The 26,172-nt window shown below is 40.4% G+C and carries 23 protein-coding genes and 1 riboswitch; of the genes, 21 read left to right on the top strand and 2 right to left on the bottom strand.

Annotation, left to right across the window (positions count from 1 at the left end; all coding sequences use genetic code 11):
* The 13 genes from RVY80_RS09905 to rplL form a co-directional block, all read left to right on the top strand.
* Nucleotides 1-168: EF-Tu C-terminal domain-related protein (locus RVY80_RS09905; protein ID WP_459350124.1), on the top strand; the 168-nt coding region annotated here is incomplete at its 5' end.
* 27 nt (nucleotides 169-195) lie between these two features.
* A riboswitch (TPP riboswitch) is annotated at nucleotides 196-303 on the top strand.
* A gap of 75 nt (nucleotides 304-378) precedes the next feature.
* Nucleotides 379-576, top strand: coding sequence for a sulfur carrier protein ThiS (gene thiS, locus RVY80_RS09900; RefSeq protein WP_295187539.1), 198 nt, complete (start codon nucleotides 379-381; stop codon nucleotides 574-576).
* A 1-nt stretch (nucleotide 577) separates the two neighbouring features.
* Nucleotides 578-1,360: a thiazole synthase gene (locus RVY80_RS09895; protein WP_295187540.1), complete on the top strand. Its 783-nt coding sequence runs from the start codon at nucleotides 578-580 to the stop codon at nucleotides 1,358-1,360.
* A 1-nt stretch (nucleotide 1,361) separates the two neighbouring features.
* Complete coding sequence (gene thiH, locus RVY80_RS09890) at nucleotides 1,362-2,462, top strand: 2-iminoacetate synthase ThiH (protein ID WP_295193432.1); 1,101 nt, start codon at nucleotides 1,362-1,364, stop codon at nucleotides 2,460-2,462.
* On the top strand, nucleotides 2,456-3,103 hold the full coding sequence (gene thiF / locus RVY80_RS09885; protein WP_295193433.1) for a sulfur carrier protein ThiS adenylyltransferase ThiF: 648 nt from the start codon (nucleotides 2,456-2,458) through the stop codon (nucleotides 3,101-3,103). The genes thiH and thiF overlap by 7 nt, the downstream gene beginning before the upstream one ends.
* A 9-nt stretch (nucleotides 3,104-3,112) precedes the next feature.
* Complete coding sequence (thiE, locus tag RVY80_RS09880) at nucleotides 3,113-3,796, top strand: thiamine phosphate synthase (protein WP_295187549.1); 684 nt, start codon at nucleotides 3,113-3,115, stop codon at nucleotides 3,794-3,796.
* A 204-nt stretch (nucleotides 3,797-4,000) separates the two neighbouring features.
* On the top strand, nucleotides 4,001-4,150 hold the full coding sequence (gene rpmG / locus RVY80_RS09875; RefSeq protein ID WP_115310793.1) for a 50S ribosomal protein L33: 150 nt from the start codon (nucleotides 4,001-4,003) through the stop codon (nucleotides 4,148-4,150).
* 39 nt (nucleotides 4,151-4,189) lie between these two features.
* Nucleotides 4,190-4,411, top strand: coding sequence for a preprotein translocase subunit SecE (gene secE / locus RVY80_RS09870; RefSeq protein ID WP_295187552.1), 222 nt, complete (start codon nucleotides 4,190-4,192; stop codon nucleotides 4,409-4,411).
* 11 nt (nucleotides 4,412-4,422) lie between these two features.
* Nucleotides 4,423-4,959, top strand: coding sequence for a transcription termination/antitermination protein NusG (nusG, locus tag RVY80_RS09865; protein WP_317330477.1), 537 nt, complete (start codon nucleotides 4,423-4,425; stop codon nucleotides 4,957-4,959).
* Between the two features lie 100 nt (nucleotides 4,960-5,059).
* Nucleotides 5,060-5,485 carry a 50S ribosomal protein L11 gene (gene rplK, locus RVY80_RS09860; RefSeq protein WP_295187557.1) on the top strand — a complete coding sequence of 142 codons (426 nt, stop codon included), beginning with the start codon at nucleotides 5,060-5,062 and terminating at the stop codon, nucleotides 5,483-5,485.
* Between the two features lie 77 nt (nucleotides 5,486-5,562).
* A complete protein-coding gene (gene rplA, locus RVY80_RS09855; RefSeq protein WP_295187560.1) occupies nucleotides 5,563-6,273 on the top strand; it encodes a 50S ribosomal protein L1 in 711 nt (236 codons plus the stop codon).
* A gap of 174 nt (nucleotides 6,274-6,447) precedes the next feature.
* Nucleotides 6,448-6,951 (top strand): 50S ribosomal protein L10, encoded by a 504-nt coding sequence (gene rplJ / locus RVY80_RS09850; RefSeq protein ID WP_295187562.1) that lies wholly within the window; start codon nucleotides 6,448-6,450, stop codon nucleotides 6,949-6,951.
* 70 nt (nucleotides 6,952-7,021) lie between these two features.
* Nucleotides 7,022-7,390: a 50S ribosomal protein L7/L12 gene (rplL, locus tag RVY80_RS09845; RefSeq protein ID WP_295187564.1), complete on the top strand. Its 369-nt coding sequence runs from the start codon at nucleotides 7,022-7,024 to the stop codon at nucleotides 7,388-7,390.
* Between the two features lie 173 nt (nucleotides 7,391-7,563).
* Here rplL and RVY80_RS09840 read toward each other — a convergent pair whose 3' ends face one another.
* Nucleotides 7,564-9,237, bottom strand: a complete 1,674-nt coding sequence (locus RVY80_RS09840; RefSeq protein WP_317330476.1) for an ArnT family glycosyltransferase — start codon at nucleotides 9,235-9,237, stop codon at nucleotides 7,564-7,566.
* Nucleotides 9,238-9,685: 448 nt separating this feature from the next.
* Here RVY80_RS09840 and RVY80_RS09835 point away from each other — a divergent pair, with 448 nt between their 5' ends.
* The 3 genes from RVY80_RS09835 (at nucleotide 9,686) to rpoC (ending at nucleotide 19,979) form a co-directional block, all read left to right on the top strand.
* The gene (locus tag RVY80_RS09835) at nucleotides 9,686-11,101 is read left to right on the top strand and encodes an aspartate ammonia-lyase (protein WP_310746108.1); all 1,416 of its coding nucleotides are present in this window, start codon (nucleotides 9,686-9,688) and stop codon (nucleotides 11,099-11,101) included.
* 478 nt (nucleotides 11,102-11,579) lie between these two features.
* Entirely contained in the window at nucleotides 11,580-15,746 is a 4,167-nt protein-coding gene (gene rpoB / locus RVY80_RS09830; protein ID WP_317330474.1) for a DNA-directed RNA polymerase subunit beta, read from the top strand.
* Between the two features lie 57 nt (nucleotides 15,747-15,803).
* Nucleotides 15,804-19,979: a DNA-directed RNA polymerase subunit beta' gene (gene rpoC, locus RVY80_RS09825; protein ID WP_399416906.1), complete on the top strand. Its 4,176-nt coding sequence runs from the start codon at nucleotides 15,804-15,806 to the stop codon at nucleotides 19,977-19,979.
* Nucleotides 19,980-20,273: 294 nt separating this feature from the next.
* Here rpoC and RVY80_RS09820 read toward each other — a convergent pair whose 3' ends face one another.
* Nucleotides 20,274-22,295 (bottom strand): BCCT family transporter, encoded by a 2,022-nt coding sequence (locus tag RVY80_RS09820; protein ID WP_317330472.1) that lies wholly within the window; start codon nucleotides 22,293-22,295, stop codon nucleotides 20,274-20,276.
* Between the two features lie 367 nt (nucleotides 22,296-22,662).
* Between RVY80_RS09820 and RVY80_RS09815 the strand changes: the two genes are divergently transcribed.
* From RVY80_RS09815 to RVY80_RS09795, 5 genes are all read left to right on the top strand, one after another.
* Nucleotides 22,663-22,908 (top strand): L7Ae/L30e/S12e/Gadd45 family ribosomal protein, encoded by a 246-nt coding sequence (locus RVY80_RS09815; protein WP_295187576.1) that lies wholly within the window; start codon nucleotides 22,663-22,665, stop codon nucleotides 22,906-22,908.
* Between the two features lie 72 nt (nucleotides 22,909-22,980).
* Nucleotides 22,981-23,355, top strand: a complete 375-nt coding sequence (gene rpsL / locus RVY80_RS09810; protein ID WP_295187578.1) for a 30S ribosomal protein S12 — start codon at nucleotides 22,981-22,983, stop codon at nucleotides 23,353-23,355.
* 58 nt (nucleotides 23,356-23,413) lie between these two features.
* Complete coding sequence (gene rpsG / locus RVY80_RS09805) at nucleotides 23,414-23,884, top strand: 30S ribosomal protein S7 (RefSeq protein ID WP_295187580.1); 471 nt, start codon at nucleotides 23,414-23,416, stop codon at nucleotides 23,882-23,884.
* Between the two features lie 21 nt (nucleotides 23,885-23,905).
* On the top strand, nucleotides 23,906-25,981 hold the full coding sequence (fusA, locus tag RVY80_RS09800) for an elongation factor G (protein WP_317330471.1): 2,076 nt from the start codon (nucleotides 23,906-23,908) through the stop codon (nucleotides 25,979-25,981).
* 51 nt (nucleotides 25,982-26,032) lie between these two features.
* On the top strand, nucleotides 26,033-26,172 hold a 140-nt coding region (locus RVY80_RS09795; RefSeq protein WP_317330481.1), incomplete at its 3' end, for a GTP-binding protein.

Raw genomic sequence — 26,172 nt, 5'->3', positions numbered from 1 at the left:
GTTGTAAACCTTCCAGAAGGTGTAGAAATGTGTATGCCTGGCGATAACGTAACTATGGACATCGAATTAATCACTCCAATCGCGGTTGAAGAAGGTCTTCGTTTCGCGATTCGTGAAGGTGGACACACAGTAGGCGCTGGCGTTGTAACAGCTATCGTTGAAGGTTAATTTCTGACAGTACAAGTAAATAAAACACATTAGATGCAAGGGAGTCCATGTTATGGACTGAGAAAGGGCTTTGAGTACCTGACCTTTGGACCTGATCGGGATTATGCCCGCGTAGGAAGCAATAGAGTGTATATGAACACCGATTCTACGGAATCGGTGTTTTTGTGTTCTTACGGGGCTTACTATAAATGATTATCATTGGAGGCTGAAATGAATATTCAAGTGAATGGTGCTTGCGTAAATACGTCGGTGCGTACATTAAAAGAGTTTTTATATAGCACAGCATATAAAGATAAACCTGTAGCGGTAGAATATAATGGTGAATTGGTGAGTCGTGACGCCTATGAAACAATTGTGTTAACGGCAGCGGATCGGTTGGAAATTGTTACCTTTGTAGGAGGTGGCTGAAATGATAACAGATCAATTTCGCGTCGGCAACCATGTATTTAGTAGTCGGTTGTTAGTGGGAACGGGCAAGTTTGGTTCATTCGATACGATGAAGGCATCCATTGAAGCATCACAAGCCGATATAGTTACGGTGGCATTGCGCCGAGCTGATATGGGATCCACAACGGGTAATATTCTAGATTATGTACCTCAACATTGTTCGCTTATGCCCAATACTTCTGGGGCGCGAACAGCAGAGGAGGCTATTCGTATTGCCCGGATTGCCCGGGAGCTTGGTTGTGGCGATTTGATTAAAATAGAAGTCATTCGGGATCAACGTTATTTGTTGCCAAATAATGAAGAAACCATTAAAGCTACTGAGGTGTTGGCTCGAGAAGGATTTCTGGTATTTCCATACATGAGTCCGGATTTAATGAGTGCTCAGCGATTGGTGGAGGCTGGAGCGGCTACAGTGATGCCGTTAGCTGCGCCAATTGGTAGCAATCGCGGACTTGAAACGAAAGGGCTAATTCAAATTTTAATTAATGAAATCGATGTGCCTATCATTGTGGATGCAGGAATTGGGAGACCATCTGAAGCTGCAGAAGCCATGGAAATGGGTGTGGATGCTGTATTGGTGAACACGGCTATTGCTTCATCACCTAATCCTGTAACAATGGCAGAGGCCTTTGGTCATGCCGTGATAGCTGGTCGCCAAGCTTATCTAGCAGGCTTAGGTATCGTTCAAAGCGAGGGGAGTGCTTCGTCTCCACTCACGGGATTCTTGGGAAAGGTTGGTGAGTAACGTGTCATTTGTAAAAGTATTACGAGATTATGATGATAGTGCGTTACAATATCATTTCCTTAATACATCTGTTAGTGATGTGGAACGAGTATTACAAAAAGAGCGTCTCACCTTAGAAGATTATGGAACTTTATTGTCTCCTGCAGCCAGGAACTGTTTAGAGCCGATGGCAGAGCGTGCTCATCGTGAGTCGCTTCGCAATTTTGGTTATACCATGCAATTATTTACACCTATGTATATTGCCAATTATTGTGAAAATGGTTGTGTATATTGTGGGTATAATCGTACCAGTGATATTCATCGGTTAAAATTATCAATGGAGGAAATACGTGAAGAAGGATTGCGCATAGCTGAAACAGGCCTGCAACATGTATTGGTGTTGACTGGGGAATCTTATAAAGAAAGTCCTGTATCGTATATAGCAGAAGCTATTTCTGTATTAAAAAATATATTTGTTAGTGTAAGTGTAGAGATTTACTCTCTTTCTGAAGAGGAATATGGCATTTTGAAACAAGCTGGTGTAGATGGGATGACAATGTTCCAAGAAACATATGATCCTCATATGTATAAACTATTGCATCCGTATGGTCCTAAGAGTTTCTATGAATATCGTGTAGACACACCTGAACGTGCTTGTAAGGCTGGACTTCGTACCGTGAATATTGGTGCATTGATGGGACTTACGGAGTGGCGAAAGGAGGCAATGCACACAGGCATGCATTTGTCATACTTGATGGATATATACCCAGATGTAGAATTAGCCGTTTCTACGCCTCGTATACGACCTTGTGCGGTCGGTTATACACCTAAATTTATGGTTCGTGATATTGATTTGGTACAGTACATCTTGGCATTGCGATTAGCATTTCCGCGAGCCGGGATTACCGTTTCTTCCCGTGAAAGTGCAGATATGAGAAATCATTTGGTGCGCTTGGGGGTAACGAAAATGTCGGCTGGTGTTACCACTGCAGTGGGTGGGCACACTCGTGGGGATGATTCGGATCAATTTACTATATCCGATGATCGCTCAGTAGCTGACATGGCTCATATGCTCGAGTCGATGGGATATCAACCGATATATAAGGATTGGCAACAATGGTAAAAGTAACACGCAACTACACGTTGCGATCTCTTAATGAGTTTGAAATAGGACTAGAACGATATTATTCACAAGAAGCACTGGAGGCTATTCGTAATACTGTCATTGGAATTGCCGGGTGTGGTGGACTAGGCTCTAATTGTGCTATTATGCTAGCACGTTGTGGATTTAGAAATTTTATTATTGTTGATTGTGATGTAGTTGAGCCTAGTAATCTTAATAGGCAGCATTATTTTATACATCAAATTGGAATACCAAAGGTTGAGGCTTTACTAGAGGTACTTCGTCGGGTAAATCCAGATATATCTGTTGAATTCTATCATCAGCGGGTAAATGAAAATAATATACAAGAATTGTTTTCAGATGCACATGTATTGGTGGAGGCTTTTGATAGTACTATAGCTAAGCAGATGTTTTATGAGGCTTTTCATAATGATAAGCGTTGCCGTATTATGGCTTCTGGTATCGCAGGATTCGGACATAGTGATGAGATTATTACAAGATGTTTAAGCTATAATTGTTATATTGTCGGGGATGAAACTCGTGATATTAAGCAGGAAGTACCATTAGCACCTCGTGTCACAATAGCGGCTGCCAAGCAGGCGGATATTGTATTATCCCATGTATTAAAGAATTTGGATTGAAGAGGTTCTATGAGTACACATACTAAGCATAAATTTTTAGAAGCATTTCAGCATGTTCCGATTTATGGAATTACGTCGAAAAAAGATGCACCCCATAGGACTGTATATGACATAGTTCGAGATATGCTTGAGTCTGGTATACGGGTTGTGCAATATCGTGAAAAGGAAACCACCGGTTTGGAACGCTATAAAGAATGTTTAACGTTACGGAAATTAACATATGATTATGGCGCATTGTTGTTAATTGATGATTTTGTAGATTTAGCATTAGCTGTTAAGGCCGATGGAGTTCATATTGGGCAAGACGATTTGCCTCCAGAACAAGTACGTAAACTATTGGGGCCAAAGGCGATTATTGGATTGTCTACGCATAGTATTGAACAATTAGAACGGGCCAATGCGCTAGTGGATTGCATTGATTATATTGGAGTAGGCCCTGTTTTCACCACCAAAACAAAACCAAATGCATCAGCAGTCGGCCTTGAATATGTACAGTATGCAAGGCAGCATAGTCAGTTGCCGTTTGTCGCCATAGGTGGAATAAAGACTAATACTATACAATCTGTATTTGATGCTGGTGCATCTATTGTATGTGTAGTTTCTGAATTAGTGAGTGCTAGGTCGATGGAAGATAAAATTCATGAGCTAATGGAATCTAAACATAAGCTAATGGAACATACATTTTATGAGTGATAACATAACCATAAAATGTCTAGACAGTAGGAACTGATTCTGCTATACTTACATCTGTCAGGCGACAGTTGCCTGACTTTTTTGAGTTGCTTAAAAACATTGACATTGGATTGACATTGTGCTAAATTATATTAGTATGTAGTCGACCGGTTAGTTGATTATATTTAAGTACTTTCAGTTAATAATAAAGTGAGGTGTGTCCGGATGCGTAATGCAGTAACAATGGCTTGCACAGATTGCAAACAACGTAATTATCAAACGAACAAAAATAAAAAGAACAATCCTGATCGTATTGAAATGATGAAATATTGCAAATTCTGCGGTAAACATACATTACACCGTGAAACAAAATAATTCTTATCATTCAACCTGTTGATTTAAGGATGTGAAAAAATGGCAGGATCTAACTCAGCAGTGCAACAACGTGGAGGACTTGGTAAATTTTTCCGCGGTGTGAAAGCTGAACTAAAAAAAGTAGTCTGGCCAACAAAAAAAGAGCTTATTAACTACACGATCGTGGTGTTTGTAGTAACAATCTTTATTGCAGCGCTTATTTCTGTAGTTGACGCGATTTTCGCCCAACTATTTAATACGTTCTTGCACTTTGTTGGATAGGGGGCCATTACATGGAAGCAGATAAGAAGTGGTATGTAATCCATACCTATTCAGGCTACGAAAATAAAGTAAAAACCACCTTGGAACTTAAGGTTCAATCGATGGGTCTACAAGATGTAATTAGTCGCATTCTAGTTCCATTGGAAGACGAAATCGATGAAAAAGATGGCGTTAAAAAAGTAGTTAAACGTAAAATTTTCCCTGGGTATGTATTGGTTGAAATGGAAGTTAACGATCGCTCTTGGTATGTTGTTCGTAACACACCAGGCGTAACTGGCTTTGTAGGCTCTGCTACAAAACCTGTTCCACTTTCTGATTCCGAAGTAGAATATATACTTAAGTCTCAGGGCTTCGATAAGAAACCAACCATCAATGTTGACGTTGAGGTTGGTGAAACGGTACGCATTACATCCGGTGCCTTTGAAGATAGACTGGGTGTTATTACTGAAATCAACCCTGAAAAAGGAACATTGAAACTTAATGTGGATATGTTCAACAGAGATACCTTAGTAGAGGTAGAGTTCTCTCAAATCGAGAAAACTCTTTAATATATACATATAACTCTAAAAGCGGCAGACGCTTTTGTTTGCCAGTGGGAGGATATTGATCCGTTACCACCACAGTATAAGCATAGGAGGTGTACACACCATGGCTAAAAAATTAATTAAACAAGTAAAGCTACAGTGTGAAGCAGCTAAAGCGAGTCCAGCGCCACCAATCGGCCCTGCACTTGGTCAAGCTGGTGTCAACATCATGGCATTCGTAAAGGAATTTAATGAACGTACTGCGAAACAAGCAGGTTTGGTTATTCCTGTTGTTATCTCAGTTTATGAAGATAGAAGCTTCGACTTCATCACTAAAACTCCACCAGCTGCAGTTCTTTTGAAAAAAGCTGCAGGTATCCCAAAAGGATCTGGTGTACCTAACCGTGATAAAGTAGCTAAAGTAGGTCGCGATAAAGTTCGTGAGATTGCTGAATTGAAAATGCCTGACTTGAATGCAAATACCGTAGAACAAGGTATGCGCATGGTAGAAGGTACTGCTCGCAGCATGGGCATTGAAATCGTTGACTAATAAGCGTACGACATGTGCGGTCATGCACATATCGGTGGGAGGGAATTCCCGTTAGACCACATAAGGAGGATTATATAATGGCAAAAGTAGGTAAGAAATACGCTGAAGCAGTAAAACTTATCGAAGCTGGTAAATTCTATGAGCCAGTGGAAGCAATTGAGCTAGTTAAGAAAACTGCAACTGCTAAATTCGACGAAACAATTGAAATCGCTTTTAACTTGAACGTCGATCCTAAATACGCTGATCAACAAGTTCGTGGTGCCGTAGTATTGCCACATGGTACAGGCAAAACTAAACGCGTACTCGTATTTGCTAAAGGCGAAAAAATTCAAGAAGCGGAAGCTGCTGGTGCAGATTTCGTAGGCTCCGAAGAATTGGTAGCTAAAATTCAAGGTGGCTGGAGCGACTTCGATGTTGTTGTAGCAACTCCAGACATGATGGGTCAAGTTGGTAAACTTGGTAAAATCTTGGGTCCAAAAGGCTTAATGCCAAACCCTAAGGTTGGTACTGTAACTCTAGACGTGACTCGTGCGGTTAACGAAATTAAAGCTGGTAAAATTGAATACCGTACTGATAAAGCAGGTATCATTTCTTGCTCCATCGGTAAAGCTTCTTTCGATGATCAAAAATTACTTGACAACTACCGTACAATCGTTGATACTATTATCAAGGCTAAACCAGTAGCTGCAAAAGGCCAATACATCAAAACTGTAACTTTGGCTGCTACTATGGGCCCTGGTGTTCCTTTGAACGTGTTCAAATTGAGCGCAGTATCCAAAGAACAATAATTTGATATGTCTCTTAGCTGTAGATGGCTGGTATGTATAATGGATGTTAATCCGCCCGCTGAGGCTGACACTAGACTTTACTAGGACTAGTTATGACCTCATTGCGCGCAATGGGGTCGTTTTTACGCTAAGATAGTACATAGAGCACCAAAAAATCTATAAGGAGGTAATCTAATGGCTGTCACTGAACAAAAACAAGCAATCGTTGCTCAAATGAAAGATACTCTTTCTGAAGCAAAAGGCGCTGTATTGGTTGGTTACTCTGGATTGACAGTTGCTCAAGCAACTGATCTTCGTCGTCGTTTCTTAGCGGAAGGCGTTGAATACAAAGTAATCAAAAATACTTTGACTCGTATTGCTGCAAATGAATTAGGTCTTGAAGGCTTTACTGAACATCTTGAAGGTCCAACTGCGTTGGCTTCTTCTAAAGAAGATGCAGTAGCACCAGCTCGTATCATTGAAAAATTCATTAAAGAAACAGAAAAAGAAGTTGTAACTGTTAAAGCTGGTATCGTTGAAGGCGAAGTTATGGACGCAGCTGGTATCAAAGTTATCGCTAACTTGCCAAACCGCGAAGGTATGCTTTCCATGCTTCTTTCCGTACTTCAAGCTCCAGTTCGCAACGTTGCATACGCTGTAAAAGCTGTTGCAGAAAAAGAACCTGTAGCTGCAGAATAATCTGTACAAACAATATGTTGGCTAGTTAAGCTAACATCATATCCAAATAATTATATGGAGGAAATCTAAAATGGCATTGAACATTGAAAACATCGTTGCTGAATTAAAAGAAGCAACTATCCTTGAACTTAACGATCTTGTAAAAGCAATTGAAGAAGAATTTGGCGTAACTGCAGCAGCTCCTGTAGCTGTAGCAGCTGCTGGTGGCGAAGCTGCTGGCGCAGCTAAAGATAGCTTCGACGTTATCTTGAAAGACGCTGGCGCTTCCAAAATCAACGTAATCAAAGTTGTTCGTGAAGCAACTGGTCTTGGCTTGAAAGAAGCTAAAGCTATCGTTGACGGCGCTCCTACTGCTGTTAAAGAAGGCGTAGCTACTGAAGCTGCTGAAGCTTTGAAAGCTCAATTGGAAGAAGCTGGTGCTTCCGTAGAATTGAAATAATTCTAACCCAATTACAACTATTAGGCTCGTACTTAGGTACGGGCCTTTTTGTATAAATAGAAATCATATAAAATGAGCACCTAACATGTATGGATAAACCAATTAGCGGGTCTATACATGTTAGGTGCTTATTTGTTGGATATATAGTGAAACTATTTGTTGTAGAAGAGAATTTAATTTACATACATAATGTATCCAAACTCTATAGCCTCGCTACCGGTGACGAATTTAGCCAGTGGCGATATTTCGAATTCATCATAGAATTTGTGGGGTACTACAATCATAATAGGTGTATGACCTGTGCCTAAATTTTTTGCAAGTTCATCTTCAGAGATATTAGGCATAATATTTTTCCCCTTCGTCCAACGGACATCATCGTGAGTTGGAACGGTCACAAATGTCGGTGTCTTATCTGTATAGTATACAAGGGAGGTGTAGTAGATGCCGTATGTATAAATGGGGCGATTACTTTCTGACACATACTGAGCTACGGGTAGCCCCGATGATTTATAAAGTACAGATGATACGCTGATACTGATGCCGATAAATAATACGAGAACTGTGATGAATCCTTTCACAATGGTTGCATCAATACGACTGTTGTAAATGTTATCTAGTTTGGTACACAAGATTTGGATAGATTTATTTTTTGTTACTTTCATCAGGAACCAAATACCATGGCTGATGATGAAAGCCCCGATAATTCGGTGTGATGGAATGGCATCATCATAATAGCTGCCAATTATGGCTGCGAGGAATAAAAAGTCAATAGGAATCCAAAGAAGCCATAGTTTTAATTTGTAAGAACCAACTACCACTATATTCTCCATACCACGGGCGGCCCACAGAATGAGCGGGATGATACCGATAAAGGTATATGTAATATATTTGGTGGCTACGAGGGAATAAAATAGGAACACTACTAGAAACCAGATTATGCCGAATTGATTGGTTGAGTCGGTCCATTTGTTTTTGATGGTTTGATATATGATGAGTGGCGTCCAGGGTAAGAGTAAAATTGGTGTGATTCCTAAATAGAAATACCACACATTATATTTTGGATGCTCTGATATAAGGGCACGCCCAACATTTTGGAGGCCTAGAAATCCATTGATGAAATTCATGCCATGTGTCATGTACATGGCGATGTACCAAGGGGATGCAATAATGAGGAATACGAGAATTCCTTTCCAAGACGTGAGCTGTTTGAGTGGTACTAGTGGAGATTTTCGATAGAGCAACCAACGCATACCAATATAAATAAGTGCAATAAGCCCTGGAAGTACGATGGCGACAGGTCCTTTAGTGAGTACGCCAAGGGCGGCACAGCAGTAGGCACCGATGATGGCACGCTCATTTTCCTTGGTGAGACCTTTGTAACTCAAGGCGAATATGCCGATGGAAAATAAAAGGAGAAATCCATCGGTTACAACGGCGTGACCAATGTAGAAGAATTCCAAGGTAAAAGCTAATATACCAGCTGCATAGATTCCTAATGTTTTGCTCTTGAACAATGACTGGGCACTGTAATACATGGCAATCACTGAAGCTGTTGAGGCGAGTGTACCTGGTAGACGGGCGGCAAAATCGGATATGCCGAATAGTTTGAAGGATACCATAATCATCCAATAGGTGAAGATGGGCTTGTCATACCAATAATTTCCGTAAATAGTTGGGGATAGCCAATCATTATGAAGTACCATTTCCTTTGCCGTGAGGGCATAATTGGTTTCTACTGGATCCGTTAGCGGTAGGTGAGCATTGAAAAATACATAGCTGAGGAACGTAATGAGTCCTAGCAAAGAAGGGAGAGGTATAGAACTATTCTGTGGTGATGTTAATCTCATGGGAACTTTCTTTTGAGGCTTCATTGAATGTATGTGAATTTCTGGAGTGCATCATGTACATGTGTAGTTATATTATGTTACGCACAGATTCAATGAAAGCCATTTATTTGTTAATACTACTAATACATACTTGTTCATTATACGCTGAATCCTAGGTAGAGGCTATCATAAGATAGTGATGGTTATATATTTGTATATATTTTCTTACGAGTGTAAGTGGTAATTGGCTCTATCCAGTGAGTAAGTAAAATATATTCTATATTCTTTCGAATATTCTATCTTTGTATCTTGTATACATGATATACTCTATACAAGAAATGCAGAATATGCATAAAATGTATTCCCTAACTGGATGATTTCCTAGGCGAAATTTTTATATGATGAAAGTTCTCATACATATAACTAGGAAACCGTTGTTAGATCTTAAATGATATAAGCGAGGACTATGATGAGAAAAGAACACGATTTTTTAGGTGAATTAGAAGTAGCTGATGAGTTGTATTATGGTGTACAAACTATTCGTGCGTTAGAAAACTTTCATATTACTGGTAAACATATCGATCCAGATTTCATAAAATCCCTAGCGATGGTTAAGAAAGCGGCAGCTATGGCGAATATGAAAACAGGTCGTCTCAATGTGTCCATCGGTAAAGCGATTGTAGATGCAGCTGATGACGTTATTGCAGGCAAATTGGCTGATCAATTTCCGGTAGATCCGATTCAAGGCGGTGCTGGTACATCCCTCAATATGAACATGAATGAAGTATTAGCCAATCGCGGTCTTGAAATTATGGGGCATCCAAAGGGAAGCTATGACATTATTAACCCAAACAATCATGTTAACATGGCTCAATCTACAAACGATGCATTCCCAACAGCCATTAAAGTGTGTGCTATCATTAAAAGTAAACCACTCATTGATTCCTTACAACGTTTAGTTGACGAATTAGAAAAGAAAGCTGATGAATATAGTACAATCTTAAAAATGGGACGTACACATTTGCAAGATGCGGTACCTATTACATTAGGTCAAGAAATGGGGGCCTATGCATCCGGTATCCGTCGTGGTATTAAACGTATTAAATCCGCTATGGAAGGTGCTCACGTTATCAATATGGGCGCGACTGCTGTTGGTACAGGCCTCAATGCTGAACCATCCTATATTCATGATGTAGCCTATGAACTCAGCGAAGTGGTAGGCGAACCATTCTATACAGCAGAGAATTTGATTGATGCAACCAATAACACAGACATTTTTGCTGATATTTCTAGCGGTATGAAAGTTACGGCTCTTGTGTTAATTAAAATGGCTAATGACTTCCGGTTTATGGCATCTGGTCCTCGTTGTGGCATTGGGGAATTAAAATTACCTCCTCGCCAACCGGGATCCTCCATTATGCCAGGCAAAGTTAATCCAGTTATTGCCGAGGTTTTGAACCAAGTATGTTATCAAGTATGCGGGAATGATTTGACAATTACATTGGCGGTTGAAAATGGTCAATTCGAATTGAACGTAATGGAACCAGTATTAGCATACAATTTGTTCAATAATATGTGCTACTTGAAAAATGGCGTAAATACATTTGTTGATCGTTTACTTGTAGACCTTGAAGTAGACCGTGACCAATGTGCTTACTGGTTGAACCGTTCCGTAGGTATTGTAACTGCTTTGTTACCTCATTTGGGATACGAAGTATGTTCTGATCTTGCAAAAGAAGCATACAATGAAAATCGTGCTATCCGCGACATCATTTTGGAACGTGGCTTGCTCACAGAAGCTGAAATGAATCATATTTTATCGCCTGAAGAAATGACTAAACCTGGTATTGCAGGTCAAGATGTTTTAAAAAATAGTGGCAACTAATAATAAAGGAACACCCACCGTTACTATGCGGTAGGTGTTCTTTTTTGTTAGTAAACATTCGGGGGAGAGGGGTCTATATATAGCAGCGATGTATCTGCTTGGTGATATCATGGCATATGAGTTGAGGCTCATCCTATAAATTTGGTAAAATTATAATATAAAAGTATTTTACAACTGGCAGTAGGATGGCAGTAGGAGGAATATATAATAGGTTGACTCCATTGCTGATTAGTGGTAAAATTATATATTGCTAAAGTAGAGAATGCTGCTTTTGAGTTTTAAAACTATAACTCAGTTCGTGATGAGGTTTTCTTCCAAGGTTGTGCTGAAAAATGGAAAGCAAGGAATTTTTTGAAAAAGAGAGTTCCCTTGCTTTATTTGTCATTGTTCGGCAGGAAAACTGAGACCTGTAAGATGTCTTTTCGTACCGTTATAGAAATATGGTAGACCAATGTATTGATAAGGGGTGAAGGCTAATATGTTCAAACCTGAACAGGTAGGCAAGAGAACGCGTTATACTTATGCAAAGATTAACGAAGTAATCAAAATGCCACATTTATTGGACATTCAACGGAAATCGTATGAATGGTTCTTGGAGAGCGGTTTACAAAATATTTTTGACGATATTTCTCCTATTAAAGACAATTCAGGCAATTTAGTGCTTTCTTTTGAAGGCTTTAGATTAGGGGAACCTAAGTATGATATTAATGAGTGTAAAAACCGTGATGCTACATATGCAGCACCACTTCGCGTGAACATCCGCTTGCAAAATAATGATCCTGAAAACATGGATATTAAAGAGCAAGAAGTGTTCATGGGTGATTTCCCACTCATGACAGACACTGGGACTTTCATCATCAATGGTGCGGAACGTGTTATCGTCTCCCAATTGGTGCGTTCCCCTGGCGTATACTATGGTAAAGAAATCGATACTATGGGTAACCGTCTCTATGATTCTACAGTTATTCCTAACCGTGGTGCGTGGATCGAGTTAGAAACTGACGCTAGTGAAATCGTGGCTGTTCGTATCGACCGTAACCGTAAATTACCAGTAACAGTGTTGGTTCGTGCCCTTGGTTGGGATACGAATGAAAGTATTCTTGATTTGTTCTGGAATGGCCAAACTGACGAAGACGGTTTACCAATCTATGATGAACGTCTTGTACGTACATTAGAAAAAGACGCTACTACTTCTGCAGAAGAAGCATTAGTAGAAATCTACAAAAAATTGCGTCCAGGCGAGCCTCCTACTGTTGAAAGTGCTCGTAACTTGTTCGACAATTTATTCTTCGACCCTCGTCGTTATGATTTAGCTCGTGTAGGTCGTTATAAATTAAACAAAAAATTGGGTTGGAAACAACGTATGCTGGGCCAAACATTGGCGCAACCAATCGTTGATGCTGAAACAGGCGAATTAGTACTTGATGCTGGCGTAACAGTAAACGAAGACCAATTACAAATCGTAGAAGATAGCAAAGTATTCGCTGGCGAAGGTTTTGCAGAATTCTATATTGTAAATAATGAAGGTACAGAATCTAAAGTTATTTGTAATAACATTAATTTGCCATTTGAACATCGCACAGTGACTCGCGAAGATATGATCGCTAACGTATCCTACTTGTTGAATTTGATGGATAGCGTTGGCCATACAGATGATATTGACCATTTGGGTAACCGTCGTCTTCGTTGCGTTGGTGAATTGTTGCAAAACCAATTCCGTATTGGTTTAACTCGTATGGAACGTGTTGTACGTGAACGTATGACAATCCAAGAAACTGAATCTATTACGCCTCAAGCGTTAATCAATATCCGTCCTGTAGTGGCAGCTATTAAAGAATTCTTTGGTTCTTCCCAGTTGTCCCAGTTCATGGACCAAACTAACCCATTAGCTGAATTGACTCACAAACGTCGTTTGTCTGCTCTTGGCCCTGGTGGTTTGTCTCGTGAGCGTGCAGGCTTCGAAGTTCGTGACGTGCATCATTCCCATTATGGTCGTATGTGTCCAATCGAAACTCCAGAAGGTCCTAACATCGGTTTGATTAACTCCTTGTCTAACTATGCGAAAGTTAATGAATTTGGTTTCATTGAAGCGCCATATCGTCGTGTAGAAAAAATCTATGGCGAAGGTGCTGATGCAAACAAAGTTATCAAAGTTCGTGTATCTGACAATGTAGTATACATGACAGCTGATGAAGAAGAAAGTATGACAATTGCCCAAGCTAACTCCCGTCTTGATGAAGAAGGCTATTTCGCTAGTGAACATATCGCTTGTCGTCGTGGTCATGACGTATTGGAAGTAACTCCTGATAAAGTAGACTACATGGACGTTAGTCCTAAAGAAGTTGTATCCATTGGTACAGCTATGATTCCATTCCTTGAAAACGATGATGCGAACCGTGCCTTGATGGGTGCGAACATGCAGCGTCAAGCGGTACCATTGTTACGTGCACAAGCTCCTTTAGTAGGTACTGGCATGGAATACACAGCAGCGACTGACTCCGGTGTTTGCGTATTGGCAAAAGAATCCGGTAAAGTTGTTCGTTGTTGGGGTAATGAAATTCACGTACTTCGCGATAGCGATGGTCGTGTTGATCAATACAAATTAAATAAATTCCTTCGTTCTAACCAATCTACATGCTTTAACCAAAAACCAATTGTTAACCGTGGTGACCATGTTGTAAAAGGCCAAGTGTTGGCCGACGGTCCTGCTACTGACGGTGGTGAATTAGCATTGGGCTATAACGTACTTGTGGCGTTCATGCCTTGGGAAGGTTATAACTACGAAGATGCGATTTTGTTGTCTGAAGATCTTTGTAAAGAAGATATTTATACATCTATCCATATTGAAGAGTACGAATGTGATGCGCGCGACACTAAACTAGGTGCCGAAGAAATCACTCGTGAATTGCCTAACACTGGTGATGACACTCTTAAAAACCTTGATGCGGATGGTATCATTTGCATCGGTGCAGAAGTTAAACCTGGCGATATCCTCGTCGGTAAAGCTACACCAAAAGGTGAAACTGAATTAACTCCAGAAGAACGCTTGCTTCGTGCTATCTTTGGTGACAAAGAACGTGAAGTACGTGATACATCCTTGCGTGTACCACATGGTGAATCTGGTAAAATCGTTGACGTAAAAGTATTTACTCGCGAAAATGGCGATGAATTACAACCAGGTGTTAACAAATTAGTTCGTGTTTACATTGCACAAAAACGTAAAATTCACGAAGGCGATAAAATGGCCGGCCGTCATGGTAACAAAGGTGTCGTTTCTCGTGTAATGCGTAAAGAAGATATGCCGTTCTTACCAGATGGTACTCCAGTTCAAATCGTATTGAACCCATTGGGCGTACCTTCTCGTATGAATATCGGTCAGGTTCTTGAAACTCATTTGGGTTGGGCTGTTCAAGGCTTAGGTATGAAAATTAAGGAAACTGATCTTCATATCAAATCCGTATTGAAAGAAGCTAAAACTGATGACGCATATTGGAATCAAATCGCTAAAATCAAAGATTTATATGCAGAAATTGATGTATTGCAAGCAAAAGCTGCAACAGATGTAACAACTGCACATTTTGATATCGACGAAAAAGTAGGCGCATTGAAAGAAGAAATTCTTGATCTTGTAAAAGCTGCTGCTGAAAAACAACTAGAAGCCCTAGGCGGTCAAGCTCGTTTCGACGAATTGAAAGCAATAGAAAATAAATATCATGCATTGCATATTGAATACTTCGACAATGAAGAAGATGCTCCAGAAATGGAACCAGAATTGGTAGAAGAATTAGCAGCATTGCGCAAAGTGGAAACTACATTGAACAATATCGAGCAAGCTCGTGTGAAACGTGTAGAAATCCGCAAAGAATTAGAAGGCCTTGGCTATGATTTTGATCAATATGGCATGCCAAAACCAGACGTAGCTGGTATTCATATCGCTACACCTGTATTTGACGGTGCACATGAAGCCGATGTATTCGAAACTCTTGATATTGCAGGGCGTTCTGATGACGGTAAAACTGTATTGTACGATGGTCGTACTGGTGAACCAATGGATAACCGAGTTACTGTTGGTTACGTATACATGTTGAAACTCCATCATTTGGTTGATGATAAAATCCATGCCCGTTCCACTGGTCCGTACTCCCTCGTTACACAACAACCATTGGGGGGTAAAGCTCAATTCGGTGGTCAACGTTTCGGGGAAATGGAAGTGTGGGCTCTTGAAGCCTACGGGGCAGCATATACTTTGCAAGAATTACTTACAGTTAAGTCTGACGATGTAGTAGGTCGTGTAAAAGCATATGAAAAAATCGTTAAAGGTGAAAATATTCCTGAACCAGGCGTACCTGAATCCTTTAAAGTATTGCTCAAAGAACTTCAAAGTATCGGTCTTGATGTAAAAATCTTGAACGAAGATCAAGAAGAAGTGGTTATCAAAGAACTTGATGACGAAGATGAAGTAGTAGATGTAGAAGGTGGCATTGAAGAAGTTATGGGTGGTGAATCCATTACAACTGATGCGGAAGCTGCAGATGCTAATGTGGTAGATCTTGAAGAACCAGAAGTAGTAAATGCTGGCGAAGAAGACGATGTTCTTAGTGAATTAGCATTCCCTATGGGTCTATCCTCTCAAGATGAAGACTGATAAATATCAATAAAGAAGGGAGCGATATTAGTGCTAGACGTAAATGAATTCGATTCCATGCGAATCGGTTTAGCCTCTCCAGATCAAATTTTAGCTTGGTCCCACGGGGAAGTAAAAAAACCTGAAACTATTAACTATCGTACGTTAAAGCCAGAACGTGATGGTCTATTCTGTGAACGCATTTTTGGACCAACAAAGGACTGGGAATGTCACTGCGGTAAATATAAACGTATCCGTCATAAAGGCGTAGTCTGTGATAAATGTGGCGTTGAAGTAACTCGTGCAAAAGTTCGTCGTGAACGTATGGGGCATATTCAATTAGCTACTCCTGTATCTCACATTTGGTACTTCAAGGGTATCCCATCCCGTATGGGATTGATTCTTGACGTATCCCCACGCTCTTTAGAACGCGTATTGTACTTTGCATCCTACATCGTTGTAGACCCAGCTGGTAGCCCATTGATGAAACGTCAATTGCTTTCAGAACAAGAATTCCGCGAATACGAAGCGCAATTTAATGAAGAAGGCTACAAAATTGGTGGCAAAGATGTAACGATTGAAACGGTATCCCAACGTGCAGAACGTTTGGCTATCGTACGCGAAGCACAACGTAAAGAACGTTACAATGCTGCATTACAAGAAGATGCAACAATCCCAGAAGCAGATAAAAAATACGAAGAATTAACTCGAGAAGAACGCTATGAACTAGGTGCTTTAGAAGACATGATCTTCGTATGTATCGATATGGGTGCAGAAGCAATCAAAGCATTATTGTCCGAGCTTGATTTGGAACAATTAAATGCTGAACTTCGCGAAGAATTAGAAACTGCAAGCGGTCAACGTAAAATCCGTGCCGTTCGTCGTTTAGAAGTGGTGGAAGCGTTCCGTCAATCTGGTAACCGTCCTGAATGGATGATTATGGATATAGTACCAGTTATCCCACCTGAACTTCGCCCTATGGTTCAATTGGATGGCGGTCGTTTTGCCACATCTGACCTTAATGATTTATATCGTCGTGTTATCAACCGTAACAATCGTTTGAAACGTTTACTTGATTTAGGTGCGCCTGATATCATCGTTCGTAATGAAAAACGTATGTTACAAGAAGCAGTAGATGCTTTGATGGATAATGGTCGTCGTGGTCGTCCAGTTACTGGCCCAGGTAATCGTCCGTTGAAATCCTTGTCCGACATGTTAAAAGGTAAACAAGGGCGTTTCCGTCAAAACCTACTAGGTAAACGTGTTGACTACTCCGGTCGTTCTGTAATCGTAGTTGGTCCAGAATTAAAAATGCACCAATGCGGTTTGCCAAAAGAAATGGCATTGGAATTATTCAAACCTTTCGTAATGAAACGTTTGGTAGAAGTTGGTGTAGCAAGCAATATCAAAGCCGCTAAACGTCAAGTAGAGCGGCTTGGTAATGGTGTTTGGGAAGCATTGGAAGAAGTAATCAAAGAACATCCAGTTCTCTTGAACCGTGCCCCTACACTTCATAGACTTGGTATCCAAGCCTTCGAACCAATTCTTTGGGAAGGCCGTGCTATCAAATTGCATCCATTAGTATGTACTGCATTCAACGCCGACTTTGACGGTGACCAAATGGCGTGTCACTTACCATTGTCCGTAGAAGCGCAAGCAGAAGCTCGTACTTTGATGCTTTCATCTCATAACATTTTGTCCACAAAAGATGGTAAACCTGTAGCGGTTCCATCTCAGGATATGATTTTGGGTACATACTACCTAACCGTAGTACGTGAAGATACAAAAGATAAAGCTAAAGTATTCGCTAACTTCGATGAAGTTATGTTGGCATACGAAGCTAAGGTTATCGGTTTGCAAGATATCTTGTACATCCGTTTGCCTGAGCATGGCCGTGTAGAAACTACTGCTGGTCGTTTAATCTTTAACAATGCATTATTCCCTGAATTGTGGCAATACGTACAACGTGAAGATGGTACATATTCCTTGGGTAAAGTTATGGATAAGAAAACTGTTGGTAACTTAGTTGACCAATGTTTCCAATTATTCGGTAACGAAAAAACAGCGGAACTCTTGGACCGCATTAAATCCCTTGGTTACTCTTTCGCTCGTCGCGCTGGTATGACCGTAGCGATTGCTGATATTAAAGTACCAGAAATCAAAACTTCGGTACTTGATACGGCAGACGAAGAAGTAGAAAAAGTATCTCGTTTATACCGTCGTGGTTTGATTACCGAAGAAGAACGCTATCGTAAAACTATCCAATTGTGGACGCAAGCAACAGAAGACGTTACTGATGCTATGATGGATAACATGGCAATCGATAAAGATGGCTTCAATCCAATTTATATGATGGCTATCTCTGGTGCCCGTGGTAATAAAAACCAGATCCGTCAGCTTGCCGGTATGCGTGGTTTGATGGCCGATCCATCTGGTCGTATCATTGACTTGCCAATCAAAGCAAACTTTAAAGAAGGTTTGACAGTACTTGATTACTTCACATCTTCTCATGGTGCGCGTAAAGGTTTGGCCGATACAGCACTCCGTACAGCCGATTCCGGTTACTTAACACGTCGTCTTGTTGACGTATCTCAAGACGTTATCGTTCGTGAAGATGACTGTGATATCGTAGGTATCGATTTAGTTCGTGAACGTGCTCGTTTGGCAACAAATGCTCGCCAAGCGCTTGATTTGTTGAAAGATAAATTATTGGGCCGCGTTCTTGATAAAGATGTTGTGAATGCAGAAACTGGTGAATTGATGGTGCCTGCAGAAACAATTCTTGATGAACAATCCTTAGAGGACATTGCTGCATCCAAAGTAACATCCATCGCATTGCGTGGTGTTCACTTGGGTTCTGATAGCGATATCAACCATACAAACTTGGTTCAAAAAATCATCCTTGGTGAAAGTGATGATAGCATCCGTCAAACATTGAAAGACACAATGGTTCAAAACATGTTGCATAAAGACACTGTAAATGCTGTTGTGGATAGCGAAGGTAATGAAATCTTCCCTGCACATACTCAATTGACAGAAGAAGGTATTGAAGTTATTCTTCGCAGTGATGTAAAAGAAGTACAAGTACACAACAATGAAATCCATGGTATCGAAGTGGAAGCTATCGTTGAAGGTACTGGTATTATCGAACCATTAAAAGACCGTATCGTAGGCCGTATTGCTGCGGAAGAATTAGTGAACAAAGAAACTGGCGAAGTTATCGTTCCATTGAACGGTGAAATTACAGACGCGTTGGCTAATGAAGTAGTAAAACACTATGAAACAGTTAAAATCCGTTCCGTATTGACTTGTCGTTCCCCTTATGGCGTTTGTCGTAAATGTTATGGTCGCGACTTGGGTACTGGTAACCAAGTTCAAGTCGGTGAAGCAGTTGGTATCATTGCCGCTCAATCCATCGGTGAACCTGGTACACAGTTGACAATGCGTACGTTCCATACAGGCGGTGTTGCCGGTGACGATATTACACAAGGTTTGCCTCGTGTCGAAGAATTGTTCGAAGCACGTAAGCCAAAACGTAATGCCATTATCGCTGAAAATGAAGGTGTAGTTCGCGTTGTACCTAATGACAATAAAAAAGGTACAAACACAATCTTCATCACTGGCCAAGATGGTATTGAAATGGATTACCTCATCCCTTATGGTTCCCGTATCATCGTGAAAGATGGCGACGTAGTTGCATTGGGCACACGCCTAACAGAAGGTTCCGTCAACCCTCATGACATTATGCGCGTAATGGGTACAGAGGCTACACAACGTTACTTGGTATACGAAGTTCAAAAAGTATACAAATCGCAAGGTGTAGAAATCAATGATAAACATATCGAAGTTATTGTTCGTCAAATGCTTCATAGAATCAAAATTGAAACAGCTGGCGATGCAGATATGCTTCCTGGCGATATGATTGATGTAAATACTTTCGACGAAGAAAACCGTCGTTTGACAATGAATGGTCGCGAAAATGCTACTGGTCATCGCACATTGCTTGGTATTACCAAAGCGGCGTTGGCAACAGATAGCTTCTTGTCCGCTGCATCCTTCCAAGAAACAACTCGTGTTCTTACAGATGCTGCCATCAAGGGTAAAATCGATCCATTGCTTGGTTTGAAAGAAAACGTTATCATCGGTAAATTGATTCCTGCCGGTACTGGGATGAGTCGTTATCGTAAAATTGAAGTAGTTAAAAAAGTACCTGAAATCATCGACGTACTTGCGGATGACGCAGAACAAGAATAGAATAAGGCATTAATATAGTATATATAGTGTGGACTTTACTAGTGACTTATGTGTTAGTCCTAAGTAGCGTGCCGTGAACACTCGCATCATTTGCTGTGAGGAACTATATTACAATATGACTACAATAAAAAGGAATGGTGCTCCGGTGCTGTTCCTTTTTACTTATAGATAAGAAAAAGGGATTGAATCCAACAGCTAGGACATGCTGATTATGGTTTCAATCCCTTTTCGTATGAAATTAGATCATAAATTATAGTGTTATGTCTGCTCTTTCAACCAAATTATGGAGAAGAGTTACTCTCCTAACTCTTCTTGATCGTGAGCCATCATTTCTGCACCGACTTCATCTAATAGAGAAAGATAACGTTCGTAGTTCTTGATGATATCCATAATTAAATCATCGCGAGTCATATATTGTACATCGTAACCGGCCCGGCCATCTGAGAAGTATGTCATAGGTATTACTGTTTCAGAATCTTGGATATGTGGAAGACTACTATCATCGATCATATGCTCTGAGATTTCTTTTTTTACCGCTTTGATACCGTATGTATAGTTTCTCATATTTTCGATTTCGATACAGATTTCACAGAAAGCATCTTCTTCATGGAAGTCTCGATTGAGTGTGGTTTTAAAACCATATTCTTCTGTTAACTCATGGCTGACTTGGTACATAGCAGGGAGTGCAGTATATTTTAAGAATTGCAAAATATCGGCTTGGGTCGTTTGATTAAGTATCTTAGATAATCCACGTTTCCAATTTTTGCTATCCCAATATTGTGCTGTTACATGTGTATCTGTACTAAAATAAGCTTCATCATGCATCAAACCACGCCATAAACTGTAACACATAATCAATAGTAATATACCGAATGGTAATGACATAATTAACGTAACAGATTGTAGTGCATCTAATCCGCCTACACTCAATAGGCTAATTGTAATGATGACCATAATAAGGCCCCACATGATGCACTGCCATTTAGGAATGGATTTGCTTTTGTCTTCTGTAGCAATATTATTTAATACATAAATGCCAGAATCGGCAGACGTAATAAAGAATAAACCTAGGATTAAACAAGCTAAGGTGCTACTAATGGAAGAGGCGGGTAAGTAATCTAAAAATGCAAAGAGTAATTTTTCAGGAGTACCAGTTAACTGATTGAGTGCACCATTTGCGACTGTATTATCAATGAAAATACCTGTATTACCAAAGATGCTGAACCATACTATAGTAAATATAGTAGGGATCACAAGCACACCAAAGATAAATTCTCGAATTGTACGTCCTTTTGAAATACGAGCAATAAATAAGCCTACGAATGGCGTCCAAGATAACCACCATGCCCAGAACAGAACAGTCCAATTATTAAACCATTCTTGGTTTTGTGGTTCGTAGGCATAGGTATCGAAACCGGTAGTTACAATGTGAGCAAGATAATAGCCAAAGTTGTCTACAAAGGCTTGTAAAATATGAAGAGTGGGACCAGCAAATAATACAAATAGCATAAATAACAAAGCTAAGACTACATTGATTTCACTAATGATTTTGACACCTTTGCCGACGCCAGAGATTGCTGAAAGAACGGCAATGGACATAAGCGCAACAACTAGGATGATCTGTACTAATAGATTATTGCTATTTATTACAGAAAGATGCTCTAGCCCCGCGCCTAGTTGGGCGGCACCAAAGCCGAGTGTAGTCATGATACCGAAAACCGTAACGATAAGGGCGATGGCATCTACAGCGTGTCCAAATCCTCCATTTAATTTATCTTTTAATATAGGATAGAAACAGGATCGTAAAGATAGTGGCAATTTATAACGGAAACCAAAATAGGCGAGGGCTAGTGCCATAATACCATATACAGTCCAAGCGTTAAGACCCCAGTGGAACATTGCTAAAAATACGGCCTGTTGTGCGGAATGAACACCATCAACTAAGGTGACATCAGATTTGAGATGTGACAAGGGCTCTGATACGCCAAAGAACATGAGACCAACACCAGTACCAGCAGCGAATAACATAGCTAACCATGAAGTGAAGGAGAATTCTGGTTCTTCATCATCAAGACCAAGTTTAATATCACCTAAGGTGCTTAGGGCAAGAAATATAATAAATATTAAGAATATACCGACCGTTAAAATATAAAACCAACCAAAATTGACGGAAACAAATTCACGGAAGGCAAATAAAGTTTCTTGAAATTTGGTTGGTATAATGAGGCTTGTAATGCTTAAAAATAAGACTAACAATAAACTTGCTAGAATTACAGGTGGATTAAAAGTAGAGTGTTGTTTGATTAATTTGATCACTAAGTTAATCTCCTTTCATTCTGAAAAATCATTCTGAAAAAATTTTTGCAAACAATTGTTTGGCATTACAATTATAACATAAATGAGACTATTATGCCAATTTCGCAATAATGGGTTGATTTTTACGTAAAAGAATTGTAAAAAATGAGTAAAAATACAAAATATGCAAAATAAAATGCATAAAAGAAATAAAAATTTACTTAGATGAAGTGCTTTTGAGACACACGAAAGCGTGTACATAAAGAATGCACATTTTGTGCGGAATTGAGGAATGAAATCTGTTGACACCTAGGGGTGTAATTGGTATACTGTGATAGTGCTTGAGGACAGGTATGCCTGTTCTGCATGTTACAGAAGGAGAGTTCCTATGGAAATCGAACATCTACATTCGTTGAAAAAAACGATCGGTGCTAAGCAGACTCAGAAATCTGTCGCTAGAGGCGAAGTCAAACTGGTGTATCTAGCAAACGATAGCGACGAACGAGTTACGACACCTGTAAGAACGTTGTGTGAAGAATACAACATCCCGGTGGATGAAGAGCACTCAATGGATGCGCTAGGACGTGCGTGTCGCATCAAAGTTAAGGCGACGGCCGTAGGCGTGTTACGTTAACTTGGTAATATCTGAATGGCATTTGCTAGGCAGATCAATTATAAATCTCAAATTCGGAAAGGAGGTGCCCTAATGCCAACAATCAATCAGCTAGTACGCAAAGGTCGCGAAAGCTTGACTAAAAAATCTACAGCTCCAGCGTTGCAAGACAGCCCACAAAAACGTGGTGTTTGTACTCGTGTGTATACAGCTACTCCTAAAAAACCTAACTCCGCGCTTCGTAAAGTTGCCCGTGTACGTTTGACAAATGGTATTGAAGTAACTGCTTACATCCCAGGCATTGGTCACAATTTACAAGAACACAGTGTTGTACTTATCAGAGGCGGTCGTGTAAAAGACCTTCCAGGTGTGCGTTATCACATTGTTCGTGGTGCATTGGATACAGCTGGCGTACAAAACCGTATGCAAAGCCGCTCCAAATATGGCGCTAAAAGAGCTAAAAAATAATTTAGCTTCCTAAAACTGACAAAGTAAACTCACATCATACATAAAGGAGGAATTGAACATGCCAAGAAAAGGCCCTGTTCCGAAACGTGATGTACTTCCAGATCCGGTGTACAACTCTAAATTAGTTACACGTTTCATTAACAAAGTTATGTACGATGGTAAAAAAGGTATTGCCGAAACTATCGTATATGATGCATTTGAAATTATTCGTTCCAAAATGGGTCAAGACCCAATAGAAGTTTTTGATCAGGCTTTGAAAAATGTAATGCCTGTATTAGAAGTTCGTGCTCGTCGTATTGGTGGTGCTAACTACCAAGTACCGGTTGAAGTGCGCTCTGACCGTCGTTTATCCTTGGGCATTCGCTGGATGGTAAACTATGCTCGTCTTCGTGGCGAACGTACTATGAAAGAACGTTTGGCAGGCGAATTGATGGACGCTTTCAATAATGCAGGCGCTGCTATCAAGAAAAAAGAAGACACTCATAAAATGGCAGAAGCTAATAAAGCATTTGCTCATTATCGTTGGTAATAAGAAGAGGAGTTAATAACTGTGGCAAGAGAATTTTCATTAGAAAAAACTCGTAATATCGGTATCATGGCCCACATTGATGCTGGTAAAACAACAACTACAGAACGTATCCTCTACTACACAGGTCGCGTATACAAGATCGGTGAAGTTCATGAAGGCGCTGCTACCATGGACTGGATGGCGCAAGAACAAGAACGTGGTATCACAATCACTTCTGCTGCGACAACTTGTCAATGGAAAGAGCATCGTATCAACATCATCGATACTCCTGGTCACGTTGACTTTACTGTAGAAGTAGAACGTTCTTTGCGTGTACTTGACGGTTCCGTAGCTGTATTCAGTGCTAAAGGTGGCGTTGAGCCACAATCTGAAACAGTATGGCGCCAAGCTACTACTTATGGCGTACCTCGTATCGCTTATGTAAATAAGATGGATACTGTAGGTGCTGATTTCTTCCGTGTTGTAGACATGATGAAAGAACGCCTAGGTGCTAACGCAATGGCTATCCAAGTTCCTATCGGTGCAGAAGATACTTTCAAAGGCATCATCGACTTGATGACTATGAAAGCCGAAATTTACATTAGTGATGACGGTAAAGAATTTGAAATTACTGATATCCCTGCTGAGTATGTAGAAGTAGCGAATGAACGTCGCGAAATGATGATTGATGCTATCGCTGAAACAGACGATGAAATCATGATGAAATACTTGGAAGGTGAAGAAATTTCTGTGGAAGAATTGAAAGCAGCATTGCGTAAAGCAGTTATTGCTAACGAATTGTTCCCAGTTCTTTGCGGTTCTTCCTATAAAAACAAAGGCGTACAAATGTTATTGGATGCTGTAATTGATTACATGCCAGCTCCAACTGACATCGCTGCCATCAAAGGTGTTAATCCTGATACTGAAGAAGAAATAACTCGTCCTTCTTCCGATGAAGAACCATTCTCCGCATTGGCATTCAAAATCATGGCTGACCCTTATGTTGGTAAATTAGCTTTCTTCCGCGTTTATTCCGGTCAATTGGAATCCGGTTCTTACGTTTTCAACTCCACTAAAGGTAAAAAAGAACGTATCGGCCGTATCCTTCAAATGCATGCGAATGAACGTAAAGAAATCGAAAAAGTATACGCTGGTGACATCGCTGCGGCGGTTGGCTTGAAGGATACTACAACAGGCGACACATTGTGTGATGAAAAAAATCCTGTAATCCTTGAATCCATGGAATTCCCAGAACCAGTTATCTCCGTAGCTGTAGAACCTAAAACTAAAGCGGACCAAGAAAAAATGGGTGCTGCTCTTGCTCGTTTGGCAGAAGAAGATCCTACTTTCAAAGTTCGTACAGACGAAGAAACAGGTCAAACTATCATCTCCGGTATGGGTGAACTTCACTTGGATATTATTGTTGACCGTATGAATCGTGAATTTAAGGTTGAAGCTAACGTAGGTAAACCTCAAGTAGCGTATCGCGAAACTATCAAAAAAGCTGTTAAAGCTGAAGGTAAATTTGTACGTCAATCCGGTGGTCGTGGTCAATATGGTCACTGCTGGTTGGAAATTATTCCACAAGAACCAGGCGCTGGCTTCGAGTTCGAAAACAAAGTCGTAGGTGGTGCGATTCCTCGTGAATACATCGGACCTGTTGAGAACGGTGTTAAAGAAGCTATGGAAACTGGCGTAATTGCTGGCTTCCCTATGGTTGACATTAAAGTTATTGTATTCGATGGTTCCTACCATGACGTTGACTCCAACGAAATGGCCTTCAAAATTGCAGGTTCCATGGGCTTCAAAGAAGGCGCTCGTAAAGCTGACCCAGCATTACTTGAACCTTACATGTCCGTAGAAGTAGATGTTCCTGAAGAATACATGGGCGACGTAATCGGCGACTTGAACTCTCGTCGTGGCCGTATGGATGGTATGGAAGCTCGCAACGGCAACCAACACATCAAAGCATACGTTCCATTGAGTGAAATGTTCGGTTACGCAACTGATCTTCGTTCCAAAACTCAAGGTCGTGGTAACTACTCCATGACATTTGACCATTACGAAGAAGTGCCTAAGAAAATTGCTGAAGAAATTCAAGCAAAGAAAAACGGCTAATTCGTTTTTGAATTAACATATTACAATAATTATCCGGGAGGACAATTTAAAATGGCAAAAGCTAAATTTGAACGTACTAAACCACATGTTAACATTGGTACTATCGGTCACGTTGACCATGGTAAAACTACATTAACTGCAGCAATCACAAAAGTATTGGCTGAAAAAGGTCAAGCTGAATTCCAAGATTA

The sequence above is a fragment of the Veillonella absiana genome (assembly GCF_032970865.1).
GTDB classification, from domain to species: Bacteria; Bacillota; Negativicutes; order Veillonellales; family Veillonellaceae; genus Veillonella; species Veillonella absiana.
The sequence above is the reverse complement of the archived record's forward strand: the minus strand, read 5'-3'. Positions and strand labels throughout refer to the sequence as shown.